This is a genomic window from Bacillus methanolicus MGA3, from assembly GCF_000724485.1.
Classification (GTDB): Bacteria; Bacillota; Bacilli; order Bacillales; family Cytobacillaceae; genus Bacillus_Z; species Bacillus_Z methanolicus_A.
This window is the reverse complement of record NZ_CP007739.1, coordinates 3,214,188-3,236,318: the sequence shown is the minus strand read 5'-3', so window position 1 is coordinate 3,236,318 and position 22,131 is coordinate 3,214,188. Positions and strand designations below refer to the sequence as shown.

19 protein-coding genes are annotated in these 22,131 nt (G+C 42.2%); 17 read left to right on the top strand and 2 right to left on the bottom strand.

The genetic code is table 11. The features are described 5' to 3' along the window. The first annotated feature begins 35 nt into the window (after window positions 1–35). From speB to BMMGA3_RS15655, 4 genes are all read left to right on the top strand, one after another. Window positions 36–908, top strand: coding sequence for an agmatinase (gene speB / locus BMMGA3_RS15670; protein WP_003346884.1), 873 nt, complete (start codon window positions 36–38; stop codon window positions 906–908). 242 nt (window positions 909–1,150) lie between these two features. Continuing rightward, window positions 1,151–1,588: a YwiB family protein gene (locus BMMGA3_RS15665; RefSeq protein WP_003346882.1), complete on the top strand. Its 438-nt coding sequence runs from the start codon at window positions 1,151–1,153 to the stop codon at window positions 1,586–1,588. Then, window positions 1,585–3,255 carry an arginine--tRNA ligase gene (gene argS / locus BMMGA3_RS15660; RefSeq protein WP_003346880.1) on the top strand — a complete coding sequence of 557 codons (1,671 nt, stop codon included), beginning with the start codon at window positions 1,585–1,587 and terminating at the stop codon, window positions 3,253–3,255. Before BMMGA3_RS15665 ends, argS begins: the two co-directional genes overlap by 4 nt. A 98-nt stretch (window positions 3,256–3,353) precedes the next feature. Next, window positions 3,354–3,533: a XapX domain-containing protein gene (locus BMMGA3_RS15655; protein WP_003346879.1), complete on the top strand. Its 180-nt coding sequence runs from the start codon at window positions 3,354–3,356 to the stop codon at window positions 3,531–3,533. A gap of 87 nt (window positions 3,534–3,620) precedes the next feature. On the opposite strand, the gene cls is transcribed toward BMMGA3_RS15655, so the two are convergent. After that, window positions 3,621–4,814 carry a cardiolipin synthase gene (cls, locus tag BMMGA3_RS15650; protein ID WP_003346877.1) on the bottom strand — a complete coding sequence of 398 codons (1,194 nt, stop codon included), beginning with the start codon at window positions 4,812–4,814 and terminating at the stop codon, window positions 3,621–3,623. A gap of 229 nt (window positions 4,815–5,043) precedes the next feature. Here cls and BMMGA3_RS15645 point away from each other — a divergent pair, with 229 nt between their 5' ends. The 10 genes from BMMGA3_RS15645 to BMMGA3_RS15600 all read left to right on the top strand — a co-directional run bounded on the left by BMMGA3_RS15645 (window position 5,044) and on the right by BMMGA3_RS15600 (window position 19,015). After that, window positions 5,044–7,158, top strand: a complete 2,115-nt coding sequence (locus BMMGA3_RS15645) for a (Fe-S)-binding protein (RefSeq protein WP_003346875.1) — start codon at window positions 5,044–5,046, stop codon at window positions 7,156–7,158. Between the two features lie 283 nt (window positions 7,159–7,441). Further along, entirely contained in the window at window positions 7,442–8,629 is a 1,188-nt protein-coding gene (locus tag BMMGA3_RS15640) for an acetyl-CoA C-acetyltransferase (protein WP_003346873.1), read from the top strand. Window positions 8,630–8,709: 80 nt separating this feature from the next. Next, window positions 8,710–9,561 carry a 3-hydroxybutyryl-CoA dehydrogenase gene (locus BMMGA3_RS15635; protein WP_003346871.1) on the top strand — a complete coding sequence of 284 codons (852 nt, stop codon included), beginning with the start codon at window positions 8,710–8,712 and terminating at the stop codon, window positions 9,559–9,561. Window positions 9,562–9,637: 76 nt separating this feature from the next. Then, window positions 9,638–10,768, top strand: a complete 1,131-nt coding sequence (locus BMMGA3_RS15630) for an acyl-CoA dehydrogenase (RefSeq protein WP_003346869.1) — start codon at window positions 9,638–9,640, stop codon at window positions 10,766–10,768. Between the two features lie 24 nt (window positions 10,769–10,792). Beyond that, window positions 10,793–11,932: an acyl-CoA dehydrogenase gene (locus BMMGA3_RS15625; protein WP_003346865.1), complete on the top strand. Its 1,140-nt coding sequence runs from the start codon at window positions 10,793–10,795 to the stop codon at window positions 11,930–11,932. 50 nt (window positions 11,933–11,982) lie between these two features. Beyond that, entirely contained in the window at window positions 11,983–12,630 is a 648-nt protein-coding gene (locus tag BMMGA3_RS15620) for a TetR/AcrR family transcriptional regulator (protein WP_003346863.1), read from the top strand. Next, entirely contained in the window at window positions 12,623–15,874 is a 3,252-nt protein-coding gene (gene icmF / locus BMMGA3_RS15615; protein ID WP_003346861.1) for a fused isobutyryl-CoA mutase/GTPase IcmF, read from the top strand. The genes BMMGA3_RS15620 and icmF overlap by 8 nt, the downstream gene beginning before the upstream one ends. Window positions 15,875–16,264: 390 nt before the next feature. Then, the gene (locus tag BMMGA3_RS15610) at window positions 16,265–16,486 is read left to right on the top strand and encodes a hypothetical protein (protein WP_003346859.1); all 222 of its coding nucleotides are present in this window, start codon (window positions 16,265–16,267) and stop codon (window positions 16,484–16,486) included. Between the two features lie 120 nt (window positions 16,487–16,606). Continuing rightward, entirely contained in the window at window positions 16,607–17,185 is a 579-nt protein-coding gene (gene rpoE / locus BMMGA3_RS15605; protein ID WP_003346857.1) for a DNA-directed RNA polymerase subunit delta, read from the top strand. A 225-nt stretch (window positions 17,186–17,410) separates the two neighbouring features. After that, complete coding sequence (locus tag BMMGA3_RS15600; protein WP_003346855.1) at window positions 17,411–19,015, top strand: CTP synthase; 1,605 nt, start codon at window positions 17,411–17,413, stop codon at window positions 19,013–19,015. Window positions 19,016–19,090: 75 nt separating this feature from the next. Here BMMGA3_RS15600 and BMMGA3_RS15595 read toward each other — a convergent pair whose 3' ends face one another. Next, window positions 19,091–19,612 carry a DUF2529 domain-containing protein gene (locus BMMGA3_RS15595; protein WP_003346854.1) on the bottom strand — a complete coding sequence of 174 codons (522 nt, stop codon included), beginning with the start codon at window positions 19,610–19,612 and terminating at the stop codon, window positions 19,091–19,093. A gap of 221 nt (window positions 19,613–19,833) precedes the next feature. Between BMMGA3_RS15595 and BMMGA3_RS15590 the strand changes: the two genes are divergently transcribed. The 3 genes from BMMGA3_RS15590 to fsa all read left to right on the top strand — a co-directional run bounded on the left by BMMGA3_RS15590 (window position 19,834) and on the right by fsa (window position 22,111). Beyond that, window positions 19,834–20,205 carry a response regulator gene (locus BMMGA3_RS15590; RefSeq protein ID WP_003346853.1) on the top strand — a complete coding sequence of 124 codons (372 nt, stop codon included), beginning with the start codon at window positions 19,834–19,836 and terminating at the stop codon, window positions 20,203–20,205. A 240-nt stretch (window positions 20,206–20,445) separates the two neighbouring features. Further along, window positions 20,446–21,303: a class II fructose-bisphosphate aldolase gene (locus tag BMMGA3_RS15585; protein WP_003346852.1), complete on the top strand. Its 858-nt coding sequence runs from the start codon at window positions 20,446–20,448 to the stop codon at window positions 21,301–21,303. 160 nt (window positions 21,304–21,463) lie between these two features. Next, entirely contained in the window at window positions 21,464–22,111 is a 648-nt protein-coding gene (gene fsa / locus BMMGA3_RS15580) for a fructose-6-phosphate aldolase (RefSeq protein WP_034669141.1), read from the top strand. Window positions 22,112–22,131: the final 20 nt, after the last annotated feature.

The following is a 22,131-nucleotide window of genomic DNA, read 5'->3' as shown; positions in this document are numbered from 1 at the left end:
GAAATAGGGGCCTGGCCCCTTTAGGAGGGTGCAGAATGCGTTTTGATGAAGCTTATTCCGGTAATGTGTTTATTAAGAGCCATCCGAGTTATGAGGAGAGCGAGGCTGTGCTATATGGAATGCCAATGGACTGGACGGTCAGCTACCGGCCGGGTTCCCGGTTCGGCCCAGCGCGCATCCGGGAAGTTTCAATTGGTCTTGAAGAATACAGCCCATATTTAGACCGAGAGTTAGAAGAGGTTAAATATTTTGATGCAGGCGATATCCCGCTCCCTTTTGGGAACGCTCAGAAAAGCCTTGATCTTATTGAAGAATTTGTTGATAAATTGTTGGCAGATGGAAAGTTTCCTTTAGGGATTGGCGGAGAGCATTTAGTTTCGTGGCCAGTTATTAAAGCCATGTACAAAAAATATCCAGATCTTGCGGTTATCCACATGGATGCACATACCGACTTGCGTGAACATTATGAAGGGGAACCGCTTTCTCACTCCACGCCAATTCGCAAAGCTGCGGATTTAATCGGTCCGCAAAATATTTTCTCATTCGGGATTCGTTCCGGAATGAAAGAAGAGTTCGAATGGGCGAAACAAGTTGGAATGCATATTTCAAAATTTGAAGTTCATAAGCCTTTAAAAGAAATATTGCCGAAACTTGCTGGCCGCCCTGTATATGTCACCATAGATATTGACGTACTCGATCCGGCTCATGCTCCTGGAACAGGAACAGTTGATGCTGGAGGCATTACTTCAAAAGAGCTGCTGGCTTCCATTCATGAAATTGCTTATTCAGATGTAAAAGTAGTAGGCGCAGACCTCGTAGAAGTCGCCCCTATTTACGACCAATCTGAACAAACAGCCAATACAGCAAGCAAGCTTTTAAGAGAAATGATTTTAGGCTGGATAAAGTAAAAAATTTGAAGAGAGAGCAAGAAACTACAATACTTTAAAGCGTTAATGCGCGATAGGGGCCTGGCCCCGATCTTGAAAGCGGAGACTGTGATCTCCGTTTTTTGTTTTTCTGCAGCACTCAATATTTCCGGCTTTCTTGCACTTTCATTACAGAATATTTATACTATAAAGGTTATAATAGATGATAAATAGATAACAAAGATAAGGCCGATTTTTTTACATTAATAAAGGAAGTGTTGCCGTTGTCACTTCGTCCAGCGGAACAAATGCCTGTTAAAATTAAGATAAAAACAGAAATTCACCAGGATGGGAATAAGGAAACTTTTGAATTTATTACATTTGGCCGATATTATCAGAAAGGCGAAAATTCCTTTTTGCAATATGAAGAAGCATTGGAAGAAGGCCGAATTAACACAACCGTAAAAATTTCCGGTCAGGAAGTCCTCATATTAAGAAGCGGAGTTATTAAAATGCGAATGAGGTTCCAAGAGCAAAAAACGTTAGCAGGAACATACGAAACGCCTTATGGAGTCCTGCAAACTTCTGCTTCTACGAAAAGATTAAACAAATCACTCAATAAAAATACCGGTTCACTTGAGCTTGTTTACGATTTACAAATGCAAGGCCAAGACTCAGGTACATATTATATGACGATCCGATATGAGGAGGATGGAAAATGAACATAGTCGAGCAAGTCCAAAACAAATTAAAGGAAGAAATCAAAGCGGCCGTATTGAAAGCAAATCTTGCTGCCGTTGAGGAGATTCCTGATGTCATTTTAGAAGTTCCGAAGGAAAAATCTCATGGAGACTACTCTACGAACATGGCGATGCAGCTTGCAAGGGTAGCAAAAAAAGCGCCGAGAATGATTGCGGAAGAATTAGTAGCCCATTTTGATCGTTCAAAAGCATCGATTGAAAAAATCGAGATTGCCGGACCAGGTTTTATTAATTTTTACATGAATAATAGTTATTTGACAGACTTGATTCCAACAATCCTTGATAAAGGCGATGCTTATGGAGAAACAACAGTCGGCGGAAACCAAAAAGTTTTGGTCGAATTTGTTTCTGCTAACCCGACGGGCGACCTTCACTTAGGACATGCCCGAGGTGCAGCGGTCGGGGATTCTTTGTGCAATATTTTAGACAAAGCAGGGTTTAACGTTTCCCGGGAATATTATATTAATGACGCGGGAAATCAAATCAACAATCTGGCGCGCTCGGTGGAAGCCCGCTATTTTCAAGCTCTTGGAATTGAAAAAGAAATGCCGGAAGACGGCTACTATGGCGAGGACATCGTCGAAATCGGCAAAAAATTAGCCGAAGAGTTCGGTGACAAGTATGTAAATGCTGATGAAAAAGAGCGTTTTAACTTTTTCCGTGAATACGGTTTGAAGTACGAAATGGAGAAATTAAAAAAGGATTTAGAGAATTTCCGTGTAAAATTTGATGTATGGTATTCGGAAACTTCTCTTTATCATAATGGAAAGATTGATGAAGCTCTTCAAGCGCTGAAAGATAACGGCCATATTTACGAACAGGATGGAGCTACTTGGTTCCGTTCGACAGAATTTGGCGATGACAAAGACAGAGTATTAATCAAACAGGACGGTTCTTATACGTATTTAACTCCGGATATCGCCTACCATAAAGATAAGCTTGAGCGCGGCTTTGAAAAATTGATTAACATCTGGGGGGCAGACCATCACGGTTATATTCCACGAATGAAGGCCGCCATTGAGGCGCTCGGCTATGACCGCGATGTTCTTGAAGTGGAAATCATCCAGCTCGTTCACTTATATAAAAACGGCGAAAAAATGAAAATGAGCAAACGGACAGGAAAAGCAGTTACGATGCGTGAACTTGTTGAAGAAGTAGGCCTCGATGCTGTGCGCTATTTCTTTGCGATGAGAAGTTCGGATACGCATATGGATTTTGATTTAGATTTAGCTGTTTCACAATCCAATGAAAACCCGGTTTATTATGCCCAATATGCCCATGCCCGAATTTGCAGCATCCTGCGCCAAGGAGAAGAGCAAGGATTAACTTTTGATCGGAATGCTGATTTTTCTGTTATTCAATCTGAAAAAGAAACAGATCTGTTGAAAAAGCTAGGCGAATTCCCGCAAGCCGTTGGAGAAGCCGCTCAAAAACGAATGCCGCACCGGATTACGAACTATATTTTTGATCTCGCTTCCGCATTCCACAGCTTCTATAATGCGGAAAAAGTACTTGATCCGGAAAATGAAGCGACAACAAAAGCACGCCTTGCACTTGTTAAAGCGGTACAGATTACGTTGAAAAATGCTCTTGCTTTAATAGGAGTTTCTGCACCTGAAAAAATGTAATGTCAGCACAAAAAATGCTCTCGTACGAATACGGGAGCTTTTTTCTCTAAATGGTTTTCATGTGATAATAAAGAAAGATAAAGGAGGAAACCGAAACCGTGAAAATCATCATATTATCATTAATTACAGGCTTTGTAGTCGGTTTTATCTTTGCTTTATTTAAGCTTCCTATTCCGGCGCCGCCTGCACTTGCAGGTGTTATGGGTATTATCGGCATTTATCTCGGTTTTAAAGTCTATGAGCTGATAACTCCTTGGCTAGGAAATCTTATTAAGTGAAACTTCCATCAGTACTGCCTGTTTATGCAGGATAAAATAAATGAAGGGCGGACCCTGACTTCTCGGTGCCGCCCTCAATAGCTGTTGTTATAAAAAGAGAGAAAGCGACCTTCCTGCCACTTCTTTTATCTTTCTCCAAAACCCGATATGGTACAAATCGCTTAACTCCATTTTTTTCGCATCTTGGATGTCTTTTTGCAAAATCGCTTTTACCTTGCCGATAAAAACTTTATCAAAAACATAACAATTTATTTCATGATTTAAAAAAAGGCTTCGTTTGTCAAAGTTTGCTGTTCCAATATCACAAATAGAATCATCAATGATGATGACTTTCGAGTGATAGAATCCTTTCATATACTCATAGACCTCTGCACCTTCATTAATCAACTTCTTAAAATAAACAAAAGACGCTTCCTTTACAAGAAAATGGTCCGTAATAAACGGGACAAGAATCGTTACAGAGATCCCTCTTTTTAAAGCAATTCTTAAATCACTGACCAGCCGCGGGCTCGGAATAAAGTAAGGCGATCCGATGATGATCGATGACTCGGCCATTCGGATCAGTGTAGAATAGGATTCCTCAAGAAATAAACCTTCATACGGAAGGATTTGATGGCGAAACCGACCTTTAGCCAGCGCTGGGAAATAGGTGCTGTTATGCTGTAAATTTGTCTTTGTAGCCTTGAACCAGTCAAATAAAAATTCTTTTTGCAGGTCATGGACTCCTTCGCCTGTCACCTTTAAATGGTAATCCCGCCACGGGTTCAGCTTCGGATCTTTGTTAATGTATTCTTTTCCGATATTAAATCCCCCAATATAGCCTATTTTTCCATCGATCACGGCAATTTTCCGGTGGTTTCTAGCCTGAAAAGAATAAAAAAGAAAGGGAAGTTTTGGAACATGACTAAAAGCAAACTTCACTCCTGCTGTTTTTAAATCATCTATTGCTTTCCGGGAGATTTTCAAGCTGCCAAACCAGTCAAGGAGAAGGCGGACTTCCACGCCCGATTTCGCTTTCTCTTTTAAAATGTTGAGAAAATCTTGGCTGAATTGATCATTTTTCACGATGTAAAACAGAATATGAATGTGCTGTTTGGCTGCTTTCAGTTCGGAAAATAAATCATCAAAAAGCTCGGGTCCATTTGTAAAAATTTGAAGACTGCTTTCGCGTATTGGAAATGTTCTTCGTTTTAACTTAGACAAATGATTTCTTTTTCCAACTGTGTAATCAATTGTCAGCCATAAGATGATCAATAGTATACTAATGATGATAAACGTCAATTGAATCTGCACCTCAATTCATTTCTCTTATTCTTTCCGAAAATCGTTCATCTATGACAGATTTTCGTGAATCGATTATGCCATAAAAAAAATGATTGACTGAATGCTCATTCATTATATAATGGAACTATAGATTTATTCTGAAAATTTTAAAACGATAAAATTTTCATCAAATATCTTTATACTGTTTGCAGCAAATGAATTTTCAATGAAAGGAGCGTTGCACCTAATGACCCCGTTGTTATGGGTAAACCTATTTGCTTTTTTGCTTGTAACCGCTTACGCTGTCAGTTTGTTTGTATACGTGGTGAAGACAAGAATTGCATTCATTAAGCTCGGAAAAAAGACGGAATTTGACAATCGTGTAAAGGAACGTCTTAAAAATATCTGGGTGAATGTATTCGGTCAAAAGAAGCTTTTGAAAGATAAAAAAAGCGGCGCCATCCACGTCATGTTTTTTTATGGATTTATACTTGTCCAATTCGGAGCAATAGATTTTATTTGGAAAGGAATAAAGCCTGATTCCCATTTGCCGCTCGGGTCTATGTATTCTGGTTTTACATTCTTTCAGGAAATCGTAACGCTCATGATTTTAATAGCGGTTGTATGGGCTTTTTACCGCCGCTACATTGAAAAGCTGGTCCGTCTAAAAAGAGGATTTAAATCAGGTATCGTATTGCTTTTTATCGGCGGATTAATGCTTTCTGTTTTATTTGGCAACGGCATGAGCATCATTTGGCACGGACATGAAGTAAGCTGGACAGAACCGGTTGCCTCCGTAATTGCGTCTGCTTTCGCGTGGGTTGGAAAAAGCGGTGCAGCTGTATTGTTTTATATTGCTTGGTGGATTCATTTATTATTCTTGCTTGCATTCCTTGTCTATGTACCGCAATCAAAGCATGCCCACTTGATTGCAGGGCCGGCAAACGTTTATTTTGACCGCCTTGATAAAAAAGGAAAATTAACGAAAATCGATTTTGAAGACGAATCTCAGGAGACATTCGGGGTAGGAAAAATTGAGGACTTTACTCAGCTTCAAATGATTGATTTTTACGCCTGTGTGGAGTGCGGACGCTGTACAAATATGTGCCCGGCGACCGGAACAGGAAAAATGCTTTCCCCGATGGATCTGATTGTAAAACTCCGCGACCACTTAACAAATTATGGAGCAGCTGTTACTTCAAAGCAGCCGTGGGTGCCGACATTTGCGTTTGCACATACACAAGGAAATCAGCTGGCCCTTGCGTCAGCCGGAAAAGGCGCAGAGGAAGCGGCGGCCGGGTTAGCATACAATCCAAGCCTGATCGGCGATGTCATCACTGAAGAGGAAATCTGGGCATGTACAACTTGCCGGAACTGTGAAGACCAATGCCCGGTCATGAATGAGCATGTTGATAAAATCATTGACCTTCGCCGCTACCTTGTTTTAACCGAAGGAAAAATGGATTCAGATGCACAGCGCGCCATGACAAATATTGAACGCCAAGGAAATCCTTGGGGGCTAAACCGCAAAGAGCGCGAAGATTGGCGTGAAGCCCGCGAAGATGTTTATATTCCTACGGTAAAAGAGTTGAAAAAACAAGGGGAAGAGTTTGAGTATTTATTCTGGGTCGGATCGATGGGATCATACGATAACAGAAGCCAGAAGATTGCTCTTTCTTTTGCAAAATTGTTAAATGAAGCGGGTGTAAAATTTGCCATCCTTGGCAACAGGGAAAAGAACTCCGGCGATACGCCGCGCCGCCTGGGAAATGAGTTTTTATTCCAAGAGCTTGCTGCGAAAAATATCGAAGAATTTGAAAAGAATGAAGTGAAAAAGATTGTTACGATTGACCCGCATGCCTATAACATTTTTAAAAATGAGTATCCTGATTTCGGGTTTGAAGCGGAAGTGTACCATCATACAGAACTGCTTGCAAAGCTTGTGAAGGAAGGGAAGCTTGTTCCGAAATATGAAGTCAATGAAACAATTACATTCCACGATTCCTGTTATTTAGGCCGATATAATGATGTCTACGATCCGCCGCGGGAAATCTTAAAATCAATTCCGGGCGTGAAGCTTGTGGAAATGGAACGCAACCGTGAAACAGGCATGTGCTGCGGTGCCGGCGGAGGCTTAATGTGGATGGAAGAAGAAACAGGACATCGAATTAATGTCGCGCGTACAGAGCAGGCTTTAGCCGTCAATCCATCGGTTATTAGCTCCGGCTGTCCGTATTGTCTAACGATGCTGTCAGATGGAACGAAAGCAAAAGAAGTGGAAGAAATTGTTCATACGTATGACGTGGCAGAGCTCTTGGAAAAGGCTGTGATCGGTGAAAAACAAACCCTCATCCAACATTAATAAAGTTCCAAGTAGAAATTGAAGCATCTCTTATTAAATTTTTAAAAAAATGTTTCAATTTCTACTATTCTTACAGTACAATAGATTTTAGGTAAACGCTTTCAATTTATTAAAAGGGATTTACCATTTTTCTTTCCACATGAATTGAGCGAGCGTTCAGTCGCTGAATCTGCCAGTATCTTAGTTACATCAGAATAAATTGAATCATGAACAATTGAGGCTTTTTTTGTTTATAGTTTTTTGATTCTTAAAAATAATAAGTAAATAAAAGGAGAGGAATGGGATGGGAAAAACCGTCATTTTAAGCGGAGTCAGGACACCTTTTGGGAAATTAGGGGGGAGCTTGAGCAGCCTGCAAGCATCTGAACTTGGGGGAATTGCCATAAAAGAAGCGCTGAAACGGGCAAACGTGAACCCGGAAGAGGTAGATGAAGTCATTTTGGGAAGCGTTTTACAAGGAGGGCAGGGGCAGATTCCATCGAGACAGGCAGCCCGTTATGCAGGAATTCCATGGGAAGTAAAAACGGAGACAATTAATAAGGTTTGTGCATCGGGAATGAGGAGTGTTACCCTTGCGGACCAGATTATTCGCGCCGGTGATGAAGAACTGATTGTTGCCGGAGGCATGGAATCGATGAGCAACGCCCCTTATCTATTGCCAAATGCTCGCTGGGGGCTTAGGATGGGTGACTCTTCGGTGAAGGATCTGATGATTCATGACGGCCTCTCCTGCAGTTTTACAGGCGTTCATATGGGAACGTACGGAAACAGCACGGCAAAAGAAATGGAAATCAGCCGCGAGGAACAGGATCAATGGGCTTACAGAAGCCATGAGCGCGCAATTGCCGCAATCGAAGCCGGCAAGCTGGCCGAGGAAATTGTTCCGGTAGAAATTCCTCAAAGAAAAGGCGAACCTATTATTGTGCAAAACGATGAGTCTCCACGAAAGGATACCTCATTGGAAAAATTGGCAAAGCTCAAGCCTGTATTCAACTCTGACGGAACGATTACAGCTGGGAATGCACCCGGAGTCAATGACGGGGCGGCAGCTTTAGTTTTGATGAGCGAAGAAAGGGCCGAGCGTGAAGGCAGAACACCGGCAGCTTATATTTTGGGACATGCAGCCGTTGCGGTGGAAGCGAAAGATTTTCCGAAAACCCCTGGTCTTGTCATTCAACAATTGCTAAAGAAAACCGGAAAATTGCTAGAGGATATTGATTTATTTGAAATTAATGAAGCGTTTGCAGCTGTTGCTCTTGCAAGTGGAAAAATTGCAAAGGTCGATCCTGAAAAAGTAAATGTAAACGGCGGAGCAATTGCACTCGGCCATCCGATTGGCGCCAGCGGAGCCCGCATCATTATCACATTAATGCATGAGTTGAAACGCCGCGGCGGAGGAATTGGAATCGCAGCCATTTGTTCGGGCGGCGGACAAGGTGACGCTGTGATGATTGAAGTTCCGAAACAGTAATGAAACAAAAGGTGATGCTGGGATTGGTTTTAGTAATGTCCAAAGGCCTATGATGTCAAGATTTTAGAGGAGGAAAAACAGTGAACGTAAAAAAAATCATGGTTGTCGGTGCAGGCCAAATGGGTTCCGGAATTGCCCAAGTATGCGCCCAGTCAGGATACAGCGTCATTTTAAATGATATAAAACCGGAATTTGTCGAGCGCGGCCTTGGAGTGATTAATAAAAACCTTTCCCGTCAAGTGGAAAAAGGCCGCATGTCCAAGGAGCAAAAGGAAGAGATTCTTGGAAGAATAATAGCTTCTACAGACCTTCACGATGCAAAAGATGCGGATCTTGTCATTGAAGCGGCAGTGGAGAACATGGAAGTAAAAACGAAAATTTTTGCCCAATTGGATGAGATCGCACAAGAACATGCAATTCTTGCAAGCAATACATCATCGCTTCCAATAACGGAAATTGCCGCTGCGACGAAGAGGCCGGAAAAAGTGATCGGTATGCATTTTATGAATCCTGTTCCGGTAATGAAGCTTGTTGAAATTATCCGTGGGCTGGCAACTGAGGACGAGGTCTATCAAACAATTGAAGATATTACGAAAACGTTAAATAAAGTGCCGGTAGAAGTAAATGACTTTCCGGGATTTGTTTCAAATCGTGTGCTAATGCCGATGATCAACGAAGCGATTTATACATTGTACGAAGGAGTAGCCACAAAAGAAGCGATCGATGAAGTAATGAAACTGGGCATGAATCACCCGATGGGACCGCTTGCGCTTGCTGATTTCATTGGCCTTGATACGTGCCTGTATATTATGGAAACTCTCCACGAAGGATTTGGAGACGATAAATACCGTCCTTGTCCGCTGCTTCGGAAATATGTAAAAGCAGGCTGGCTTGGAAAGAAGACAGGCCGCGGTTTCTATGTGTACGAATAACATCTAAGGAAACTTTATTCCATGTTCACGCGGGATATGCATTGGGATAGGTTTTTTACATCGGGAGGATCAAAATATGAACCTGAGATTTACGGAAGAACAAGAAATGATGAGAAAAATGGTCCGGGATTTTGCCCAAAGCGAAATCGCGCCATTTGTGGAAAACATGGAAAAGGGAGAATTCCCGCGCGGCATCCTCAAAAAAATGGGTGAACTTGGTTTAATGGGCATACCTGTACCGGAACAATACGGCGGTGCGGAGATGGATTTTATATCTTATATTATTGCGATTCATGAACTCTCAAAAGTAAGCGCAACTGTCGGTGTCATCCTGTCCGTTCACACATCTGTCTGCACAAATCCGATCCTTTATTTTGGAACGGAAGAACAAAAGAAAAAATATGTACCGAAATTGGCTTCAGGCGAATATTTGGGAGCATTTTGCCTTACTGAACCGAGCTCAGGCTCTGATGCGGCCAGCCTCAAGTCTCGGGCAGTGAGAGATGGAGACGACTACATCATTAACGGGTCGAAAGTTTTTATTACGAATGGCGGCGAAGCAGATGTTTATATTGTGTTTGCTTCGACTAACCCTGAGACAGGTGCGAAAGGAATCACTGCGTTCATTGTTGAAAAAGGGACGCCCGGATTTATTGTCGGCAAAGACGAACAAAAAATGGGGCTCCATGGTTCAAGGACTGTTCAATTGACATTTGAAGATATGCGCATTTCTGCAAAAAATCTTCTTGGAAAAGAAGGCGAGGGTTTTAAAATTGCCATGGCAAACCTCGATACGGGCAGGATCGGCATTGCGGCCCAAGCACTCGGTATTGCAGAAGCCGCACTAGAGGCCGCAACACGCTATGCAAAAGAGCGGCACCAGTTCGGCCGTCCGATTGCCGCCCAGCAAGGCATCGCATTTAAGCTAGCTGATATGGCAACAAATATCGAAGCTGCAAAACTATTAATCTATCGGGCAGCAGACTTAAAGCAGAAAGGGATAAAATGCGGAAAAGAAGCTTCAATGGCCAAGCTGTTTGCTTCAAAAACAGCAGTTGAAGCGGCAACGGAAGCGGTTCAAATTTTTGGCGGCTATGGCTATACGGAAGATTATCCGGTTGAACGGTATTTCCGTGATGCCAAAATAACGGAAATATACGAAGGAACAAGCGAAATTCAGCGGCTTGTTATCAGCAAACAGCTGTAAACCAGGAAACGGGGGATAAGGGACATGAACTTTCAACTTACTGAAGAACATGAAATGATTCGAAAAATGGTTTGCGATTTTGCAAAAAATGAAGTAGCTCCAACAGCGGCTGAACGTGATGAAGAGGAACGGTTTGACAGGGAGATTTTTGATAAAATGGCCGAGCTCGGCTTAACAGGAATTCCGTGGCCGGAAGAATACGGCGGAATCGGCAGCGATTATTTGGCGTATTGTATTGCAGTGGAAGAATTATCAAGAGTCTGCGCTTCCACAGGGGTCACACTATCTGCCCACACTTCCCTTGCATGCTGGCCGATTTTTAAATTTGGCACCGAAGAGCAAAAACAAAAGTATTTGCGGCCAATGGCACAAGGAGAAAAAATCGGCGCTTATGGCCTTACAGAGCCGGGAAGCGGTTCCGATGCCGGTGCCATGAAAACAACGGCCCGCCTTGAAGGGGACCATTACGTGTTAAATGGTTCAAAAATTTTCATAACAAACGGAGGCATTGCAGATATTTATGTCGTCTTTGCCCTTACCGATCCTTCAAGTAAACATAAGGGAACAAGCGCTTTTATTATTGAAAAAGACTTCCCTGGCTTTTCAGTCGGCAAAAAAGAAAAGAAACTCGGAATCCGTTCGTCTCCAACAACGGAGATTATTTTTGAAGATTGCAAAGTTCCGAAAGAAAACCTTCTTGGCCAGGAAGGAGAAGGCTTTAAAATTGCAATGATGACTCTTGACGGCGGCCGCAACGGCATTGCAGCCCAAGCCGTCGGCATTGCCCAAGGAGCATTGGATGCTGCTATTGAGTATGCGAAAGAGCGCCACCAGTTCGGTCGTCCGATCGCCGCACAGCAAGGGATCGCCTTTAAGCTGGCCGATATGGCCACACACGTTGAAGCGGCAAGACTATTAACCTATCAGGCGGCATGGCGCGAGTCTGCAGGCCTTTCATACGGAAAAGAATCGGCAATGTCAAAGCTGTTTGCGGGCGATACAGCGATGAAAGTGACAACAGAAGCAGTCCAAGTCTTTGGCGGATACGGATATACAAAGGATTATCCGGTTGAACGCTTTATGCGTGATGCGAAGATTACACAAATATACGAGGGAACCCAGGAAATTCAGCGTCTAGTTATTTCCCGGATGCTGACGAAATAGTTTTTGGAAAAGGTACAATATTCCTTTTTTGTAAAGGCGGTAAATAGATAATGGAAAAACGTGAAGTGCATGCTTCTGTCAAAGATGAGAACCTTGTCGTTAAACGACGCAATCAAATGATTAAAGGTGCTGTAACCCTTTTTAAACAAAAAGGGTTTCACCGTACAACAACAAGGGAGATAGCGAATGCAGCCGGATTCAGCATCGGTACGCTATATGAATACATTCGGACGAAGGAAGATGTGTTATACCTTGTCTGTGACAGCATCTATGATCAAGTGCGGGAGCGCCTTCAAAAAGACCTGGATACGAATCAGGGGACACTAGAAAGCTTAAAGCTTGGAATTGCTAATTACTTTCGAGTAATGGATGAAATGCAAGATGAAGTGCTTGTGATGTACCAGGAAGCCAAATCACTCTCAAAAGATGCGCTTCCATATGTACTGAAAAAAGAAATTGAAATGGTTGGCATGTTTGAAGATGTTATCAATCGATGTGTGGAAAATGGGGAACTTTTACTTACAAAAAAGCAAGTGCAAATGATTGCACACAATATTTTCGTCCAGGGGCAGATGTGGGGATTTCGCCGCTGGGCGCTTCAAAAAATCTACAGTCTCGAAGAATACATTGAATTGCAAACGGAATTGCTTTTTAAAGGGATCTGTTTAAACGACAAGGGGGTAGAGAAGCATGTATAAGCCAAAGCATCACATTCGTTTTGTCACAGCCTCAAGTTTATTTGACGGCCACGATGCCTCCATTAATATTATGCGCAGACTTCTTCAGGCAGGCGGAGCAGAAGTCATTCACCTCGGCCATAACCGGTCGGTTGAAGAGGTAGTGAATGCTGCAATCCAGGAAGATGTCCAAGGAATTGCCGTTTCCTCTTACCAAGGAGGACATGTCGAATATTTTAAATATATGTACGATTTGTTAAAGGAAAAAGGTGCTTCCCACATTCGCATATACGGAGGCGGAGGCGGTGTCATTATCCCTCGTGAAATTAAGGAACTTCACGAATATGGAATTGCAAAAATTTTTTCGCCTGAGGACGGACGCCAGTTTGGCCTTCAAGGCATGATTGAATACATGTTGAAAGAATGTGATTTTCCAACGGTTGCTTCTGATGCGGCAGGCTATGTTGAAAAGCTTCAAACTGGTGAGGTGATCGCTGTTTCCAAACTGATTACACTTGCCGAACAGCATGTTGGCATTCAGAAAGAAACAGCTGCGGCCGTTGAATCGGTTATGGAAAAAGTGAAATCAATGGAAAAATCCGCTCCTGTCGTCGGGATTACCGGAACAGGAGGCTCCGGAAAAAGCTCCTTAACCGATGAACTCATCCGCCGCTTCATCAATGAAATTCCCGAAAAAAGAGTGGCAATTTTATCCGTTGACCCTACTAAACAAAAAACGGGCGGCGCTCTTCTCGGAGATCGGATCCGCATGAATGCGATTTTTTCACCGCGCGTCTATATGCGGAGTCTGGCAACAAGGAAATCCAAAAATGAGCTGTCGTTGGCAATAAAAGATGCGATTTCTGTTGTAAAAGCAGCCGGCTTCGACCTTGTTATTGTCGAAACAAGCGGAATTGGACAGGGAGATGCAGAAATTACAGAAATATGTGACGTTTCCATGTATGTAATGACAAGTGAGTTTGGGGCGCCATCACAGCTTGAAAAAATTGACATGATTGACTATGCGGACATAATTGTGATTAACAAGTTTGAAAAGAAAGGATCAGAGGACGCGAAGCGCCAAGTGCAAAAACAATATCAGCGCAGCCATATGCTGTTTGACAAAGATTATTCGGAAATGCCTGTTTACGGGACGATTGCGAGCCAATTTAACGATCCGGGAACAAATGCACTTTTTGCAGCATTAATTGAAAAAATTAATGAAAAAGCAGGAACGAATTGGTCCACATCTTTTTCAAAAGAAACGCATGTTGAGAAGCAAAATGTCATTATCCCAAATGAACGCCGTTATTATTTGCGGGAAATTACCGAAACGGTCAGAAACTATCATAAAAAAGCGGATGAGCAAGTTGCATTGGCCCGCCGCTTGTTCCAAGTGGAGGGTGCAATTGAATCCGTGAAAGAACGGGAAGCAAATGGTGAAATCCTCGCATCTCTTGAAGCGGTGAAAAAAGATATAGAGTCTAAGCTTTCACCGGAATCAAAGAAGATTCTATCTGAGTGGGAACAGCTGAAAGAAAAGTATTCCGCTGATCAGTTTGTTGCGAAAATCCGAGATAAAGAGATTGTTACAAAGTTAAAAACAAAGAGTCTTTCTGGATTAGACATTCCAAAGGTTGCATTGCCGAAATACAAAGATTATGGAGAGATTTTAAGATGGGTTTACCGTGAAAATGTTCCGGGTTCATTTCCGTTCACGGCTGGTGTTTTTCCTTTTAAACGCCAAGGAGAAGATCCAAAACGCCAATTTGCCGGCGAAGGAACGCCTGAGCGGACAAACCGCCGTTTCCATTACTTGTCCAAAGATGACCCGGCAAAGCGCTTAAGCACAGCTTTTGATTCAGTAACCCTTTATGGCGAGGATCCTGACTACCGTCCAGATATTTACGGCAAAGTCGGTGAAAGCGGTGTCAATGTCTGTACGCTTGATGATATGAAAAAGCTCTATGCAGGTTTTGATTTATGCCATCCGTCGACATCTGTTTCAATGACAATTAACGGTCCTGCGCCGATTATTTTAGCCATGTTTATGAATACGGCGATCGAACAGCAAGTAGAAAAGAAGGAAGCAGAACTTGGACGAAAGCTGGCCGAGGAAGAATATGAGCAAGTGAAAGCAATGACTTTGCAGGCGGTCAGGGGGACGGTCCAGGCCGACATTTTAAAAGAGGATCAAGGACAAAATACATGTATTTTCTCAACAGAGTTTGCATTGAGAATGATGGGAGATATTCAGCAATACTTTATTGACCATCAGGTTCGAAATTATTATTCGGTGTCCATATCCGGTTATCATATTGCTGAAGCTGGGGCCAATCCGATCACCCAGCTGGCGTTTACGCTTGCGAACGGTTTTACCTATGTCGAATATTATTTGAGCCGCGGGATGAAGATTGATGACTTTGCACCAAACTTATCGTTCTTCTTTTCAAATGGACTTGATCCGGAGTATTCAGTAATTGGCCGGGTAGCACGCCGAATTTGGGCAATCGTGATGAGAGACAAATACGGGGCAAATGAAAGAAGCCAAAAGTTAAAGTACCATGTTCAGACATCGGGAAGATCGCTGCATGCCATGGAAATTGACTTTAATGATATCCGGACAACACTTCAGGCATTAATGGCGCTTCATGACAACTGCAACTCGCTTCATACAAATGCTTATGATGAGGCGATTACGACCCCGACAGAGGAGTCGGTTCGCCGGGCGATGGCCATCCAGATGATTATTACAAAAGAACATGGATTAACGAAAAATGAGAATCCTCTTCAAGGTTCATTTATTATTGATGAGCTGACAGACCTTGTTGAAGAAGCAGTCCTTCAGGAGTTCGACCGCCTGAACGACCGCGGCGGGGTTCTTGGTGCGATGGAAACCCAGTATCAGCGCGGGAAAATCCAGGATGAATCGATGTATTACGAAATGAAAAAACACTCAGGAGAACTGCCGATCATCGGCGTCAATACGTATGTAAATCCGAATCCTCCATCAGAAGATGAGCTTAACAACATGGAATTGGCGCGGGCAACGAAAGAAGAGAAAGAATTGCAAATCCAAAATCTCCGTTCATTCCAAGAACGGAATAAAGACCGCGTAGACGAGGCGCTTAACCGCTTGAAGAAAACAGCAGTAAGCGGGGGAAATATTTTTGCAGAGCTGATGGAAACAGTCAAAGTGGCAAGCCTCGGCCAAATCACCCAAGCGCTTTACGAAGTCGGAGGACAATATCGCCGAAATATGTGATTAGAAAAGCGGAGCCGACTGGTAAGCCCCGACAAGCGCTGGAGGTTCTGACGATGAAGCCGGTTTTTGGCTTCAACGGCAGGCGTGAGGCGACCTTGAGGGGCTAGGAGGCGAAGCTGGACAATAAGAAAAGCGGAGCTGAACCTGGTCAACATAAGAATGAGGCTGACTTAAAAACAAAAGGTCAGATCCTTCCAATACAACATATAGACAATACGAATAAAACCATTCTAAAATATTGTCTTGTTGGAGGGAGTCAGACCCTTAAGAGTCAGCCTCATTTATTCATGTAAAGATTTTTCAATTTACATACTTTCCTTTATAATCAAACTATATGGAAGCTGGGGTTTTAAGAAAGGAAATCATTTGAAATTGCGGGAAGTGACCAATTTGAAATCATTTTTTTTATTTGCTTTATTTTTCGGTGCAGCAAGTGCACTTTATTATCTTTACGAGCGTCAGTTAGGAGCCATATCCTTTTTCATTTTATCAGTTTTTTTCTTCAAAATAGCATTTAACCAGCTTTCCAACCGCCCGAATGAAACAGAAACAGACCAATCGTTAGCAAACAAAGATTTTAATAATGAAAAAAATGAGAGAAACAGAAGATAGAACTAGCATAAACGGGAAGAATTTGTTTATAATGAAGAATATGTATTTCGGGAGGCCCTTTGCCAGTAAAGGGATGCAGTCCTTTATAGGGGCTTGATATAGAGAAAGGAAGTGCCGATATTGAGTCTGAACCAATACTCAAAAGAGGAATTGCAAGAAATGTCTTTCATTGAAATTGCCTATGAACTGTTGAACGAAAAAAAACAAGCAGTTCCATTTAAAGACATTGTGGATGAAGTTTCGCAGCTTCTTGGCCTAAGTGAAGAAGAAGTAAGAGCGAAATTGGCGCAATTCTATACAGATATAAACATAGACGGCCGGTTTATTTCACTCGGAGAAAACCGGTGGGGACTTCGTGTTTGGTATCCTGTTGACCAGACTGAGGATGAAACGATTACAACCGTTAAACCTAAGAAGAAAAAAGCGAAAAAGGTTCTTGATGATGATCTCGATGTTGATGATTATGACGACATCGACGAAGACGAACTTGATTACGATGATCTTGATGCGTTTGAAGAAGATGAGGACGACGTGGATCTTCTTGACGACGACTTAATTGATGATGACTTAGATGTCTTAGATGAAGATGATGACGAAAGTGATTTAATAGATGACGAGGATGATTATGACCTTGACGACGAAGAAGAGCTGATCGATGATGAATTAGTCCCAGAAGATGAAGAGGACGAAGAGGATTAATATCAGCTTGACTTTTTTCAACAAGGCTTGTAGAATCTTTTTTGGGCTCTATAAATTTGGAACGGTCTTAAAATAAAGCGGTAAAACGCTCCCTTACATGAAGTAGGAGGAGCGTTTTTTATTTTTTTATAAAATCGTTTTCCCTGTTTTTAATTAATTTTTAACGAATTAAGCCTTTAAAGAGAAGGTATTATGCACAAACTGTTTTAGAGGGGGAATATACACATGACAAAGTATATTTTTGTAACAGGCGGCGTCGTGTCGTCACTTGGAAAGGGAATTACGGCAGCTTCATTAGGGAGGCTGCTGAAAAACCGCGGTCTAAATGTGACTATTCAAAAATTTGATCCTTATATTAACGTTGACCCTGGGACGATGAGCCCTTACCAGCATGGGGAAGTGTTTGTAACGGATGACGGGGCGGAAACGGATCTTGATTTAGGCCATTATGAGCGTTTTATTGATATTAATTTAAATAAATATAGCAACGTTACGACCGGGAAAATTTATTCAGCGGTTTTGAGAAAGGAACGCCGAGGCGACTATCTGGGCGGAACCGTTCAAGTTATTCCGCATATCACGAACGAAATTAAAGAACGTGTTTTCCGCGCGGGCCGCGAAACAAATGCAGATGTTGTGATCACTGAAATCGGCGGAACAGTCGGGGACATTGAATCATTGCCGTTCTTGGAAGCAATCCGCCAGATGAAAAGTGATGTCGGGAGGGACAATGTAATGTACATTCATTGTACACTTGTTCCTTATATTAAAGCAGCCGGCGAAATGAAAACAAAACCGACCCAGCACAGTGTAAAAGAGCTGCGCAGCCTCGGAATTCAGCCAAATGTAATTGTTGTGCGTACGGAACTACCGATCTCGCAAGATATGAAAGATAAAATTGCCTTGTTCTGTGATATTGATCCGAAGGCAGTCATCGAGTGCCGGGATGCAGATAATCTTTATTCCATTCCGTTAGCTCTTCAAGAGCAGAACATGGATAAAATCGTATGTGAACATTTAAAACTTGAGTGCGGGGAAGCGGACATGACCGAGTGGATTCAGCTCGTGGAACGGGTAACAAATCTGTCTCGGAAAACGAAAATTGCACTTGTCGGAAAATATGTTGAACTGCAAGATGCTTATCTTTCTGTTGTCGAAGCTTTAAAGCATGCAGGCTATCACTTTGATGCAGATGTAGAAATTAAATGGATCAATTCAGCAGAAGTCACAGCAGAAAATGTACATGAGCTTCTAAGTGATGTAGACGGAATTTTAGTTCCAGGCGGATTCGGTGACCGTGGTATTGATGGGAAAATTTTCGCAATCCAATATGCTCGTGAACAGAAAAAGCCGTTCTTCGGCATTTGTCTTGGCATGCAGCTGGCTTCTGTTGAATTTGCCCGCAATGTTGTTGGCTTAGAAGGAGCACATTCCTCTGAAATAGATCCTGACACAAAGCATCCAATTATTGATTTGCTTCCTGAACAGAAGGAGATTGAAGACCTTGGCGGAACGCTTCGTCTCGGCCTGTACCCATGCAAGCTCGCTGAAAATACAAAAGCTTATAAAGCGTATCAAGACGAAGTTATTTACGAGCGCCATCGCCACCGCTATGAATTTAACAACCAGTACCGTCAGGCAATGGAAGAGGCTGGATTCGTATTTTCAGGTACAAGCCCTGATGGCCGCTTAGTAGAAATTATCGAATTAAAAGATCATCCATGGTTTGTAGCTTCTCAATTCCATCCGGAATTTACATCACGGCCGACTCGCCCGCAGCCGTTATTCCGTGATTTTATTGAAGCATCTTTAAATGCAGCAGAAAATTAATGAAAAAATCCCCCTGACGATGAAAGTCCGGGGGATTTTTTTCCACATAGATCATCAGCGTTGGACAGCAAGAAATCATTCATATTCAGCAATGATTTCATCGATGGTTAATTTAAGCGCAAAGTAAACAAATAACGCAGCGATCGATGACGGGTAGCCAAACCGTCCGCCTTCTTCATTCGGAAGCAGACCTTTTACAAGCCTTAAATCGATATGTATATCCGCAAGGCTTGTTAAATCGTCACTGTTGTTTTCTACAGCAGTCGAAACCGCAACAAAAGGAATGTTTTTTTCGGTTAATGCCCGTGCGATTTCAACAGCTTCCTTATCTCGAGAATAGCGGGAAAGCAGCAGGACTCTATCCGCTTCTTGTATTTCATCAAGCGCAGTCCACTTTTTTGCAGAGACCAAAGGTTCAGCACCCTCTGTCGCTTCCGCTTCAACGGCAGCCATTTCTTTTAATCCGCAAATATAAATAGATCCGTCGCCGACAGCTGCCTGGGCAAGCAAGCGGGCTCCATCCTCAATTGAGAACTCTTCTTTGTCCTGAATTCTATTAAAAAGCCCTGTTAATTGGGTGGAAAACATTTTTAGCAATGTATTCGCCTCCATCGTATGCAGGTTCAAAAAATTTCTCTTTCATTATAGAATTTTTTTAGGGGCTGGTAAAATTTAAATCCGATTAGAAAAAATAGCCTCTATAAATGGCAGGAATCATCACAAAAAAATAGAATATATCTTGTATACATATATTTCCGGAAACAATTCGCTATGATTTATAAGACAAGCGTAAAAATAGATAATGGGAAGGTGAGCTTATGAAAGGCAAAGTGCTAATTGTCGATGATCAGTTTGGTATACGAATACTGTTAAATGAAGTGCTGCAAAAAGAAGGATATGACACATATCAGGCTGCCAACGGAGTCCACGCTCTTGAAATTGTCACCAAGTACTCCCCGGATCTAGTCCTTTTAGATATGAAAATACCCGGAATGGATGGAATCGAAATATTAAAAAGAATGAAAGTCATTGACCCTGATATCAGAGTCATTATTATGACGGCCTACGGCGAATTGGATATGATTCAGGAAGCAAAAGAATTGGGAGCTCTCACTCATTTTGCAAAGCCGTTTGACATTGATGATATTCGAGCGGCAGTGAAAAAATATATACCGATTTCAACAAACTAAACATCCACAGAAAAGATGTGAGCGATTGCAATTCGCTGAATATTTGAATAATTTGAAAAAAGCAATTGATTAATAGCATTTCTATTTTCTTTTTGGTATTATACAAGTGGAATTCCAAAGGATCGTCATTTCGTTTTGACTGAGTCACAAAAGGTACATAATCAAATATAATCCAGGGAAACCTTTATATGGATCGAATGGTTGAAATGAAAGCGATCCTCTTATCGAGGAGGAAAAAAAATGCCCTTAGTTTCAATGACGGAAATGCTGAATAAAGCAAAAGCAGAAGGCTACGCTGTAGGTCAATTTAACTTAAATAATCTTGAGTTTACTCAAGCCATCCTTCTAGCTGCAGAAGAAGAAAAGTCTCCAGTCATTTTAGGAGTTTCTGAAGGCGCCGGCCGCTATATGGGCGGTTTTAAAACCGTTGTTAACATGGTAAAAGGATTAATGGAAGATTACAAAATTACGGTTCCGGTAGCGATTCACCTTGATCACGGTTCAAGTTTCGAAAAATGTAAAGAAGTGATCGATGCAGGTTTTACTTCCGTTATGATCGATGCTTCACATCATCCTTTTGAAGAGAACGTAGAAGTGACTAAAAAAGTAGTAGAATATGCTCATGCGAGAGGCGTTTCTGTTGAAGCAGAGCTTGGAACGGTTGGCGGCCAAGAGGATGACGTAATCGCAGATGGAGTTATTTACGCAGATCCAAAAGAGTGTGAAGAACTTGTAAAAAGAACAGGAATCGATTGCCTTGCACCTGCATTGGGTTCTGTCCACGGCCCTTACAAAGGTGAGCCAAATCTTGGTTTTAAAGAAATGGAGGAAATTGGAAGAATCACTGGTGTTCCTTTAGTATTGCATGGCGGTACAGGAATTCCAACAAAGGATATCCAAAGAGCGATATCCCTCGGAACTGCAAAAATTAACGTAAATACAGAGAACCAAATTGCTTCGGCAAAGAAAGTCCGTGAAGTTCTGGCAGAAAATCCAAATATGTACGATCCGCGTAAATATTTGGGCCCTGCTCGTGATGCGATTAAAGAAACAGTCATCGGCAAAATGCGCGAGTTCGGTTCTTCCGGAAAAGCGTAATCGAAGCAATTATATAAGCTTGAAACCGCCCCTGACATGGCGGTTTCAATTCATTTTTGCAAGTTTATTAAAAATTTCGTCGAATACTAGTTTATGTAACAAAATTTATAAAGTGTCATAATTTAATACAGTTTTCCAACCAAATAAAGGAGGAGTAATTATTAAATTCTTTATTGATTCAGCTAACATTGATGAAATTCGCGAGGCTTATTCTTTAGGAATTTTATCAGGTGTAACGACAAACCCATCACTTGTTGCAAAAGAAAAGAACGTTAATTTTCATGACCGGCTGCGTGAAATTGCAGAGCTTGTACCCGGTTCTGTCAGTGCTGAAGTCATTGCTCTTGATGCGGAAGGAATGATCAAGGAAGGAAAAGAACTCGCTGCGATTGCTCCGAATATCACAGTGAAACTGCCGATGACTCAAGAAGGCTTAAAAGCAGTTCATGCATTGTCAAAAGAAGGCATTGAAACAAACGTGACCCTTATATTCAGTGCCAACCAGGCTTTGCTTGCTGCACGCGCAGGTGCAACATATGTTTCGCCATTCTTAGGACGGTTGGATGACATAGGACATAACGGTCTTGAGTTAATTTCGACAATTGCTGAAATCTTTGCGATTCACCAGATTAAAACTGAAATCATTGCGGCATCCATTCGCCACCCGCAGCATGTGACCGAAGCGGCGCTAAGAGGGGCTCATATTGCGACTGTGCCTTACAAAGTCATTCTTAAATTATGTAAACACCCATTAACAGATAAAGGGATTGAAGCTTTTTTAGAAGACTGGAATAAACGCGGGAAATAAACTTGATGAATGATATCTCA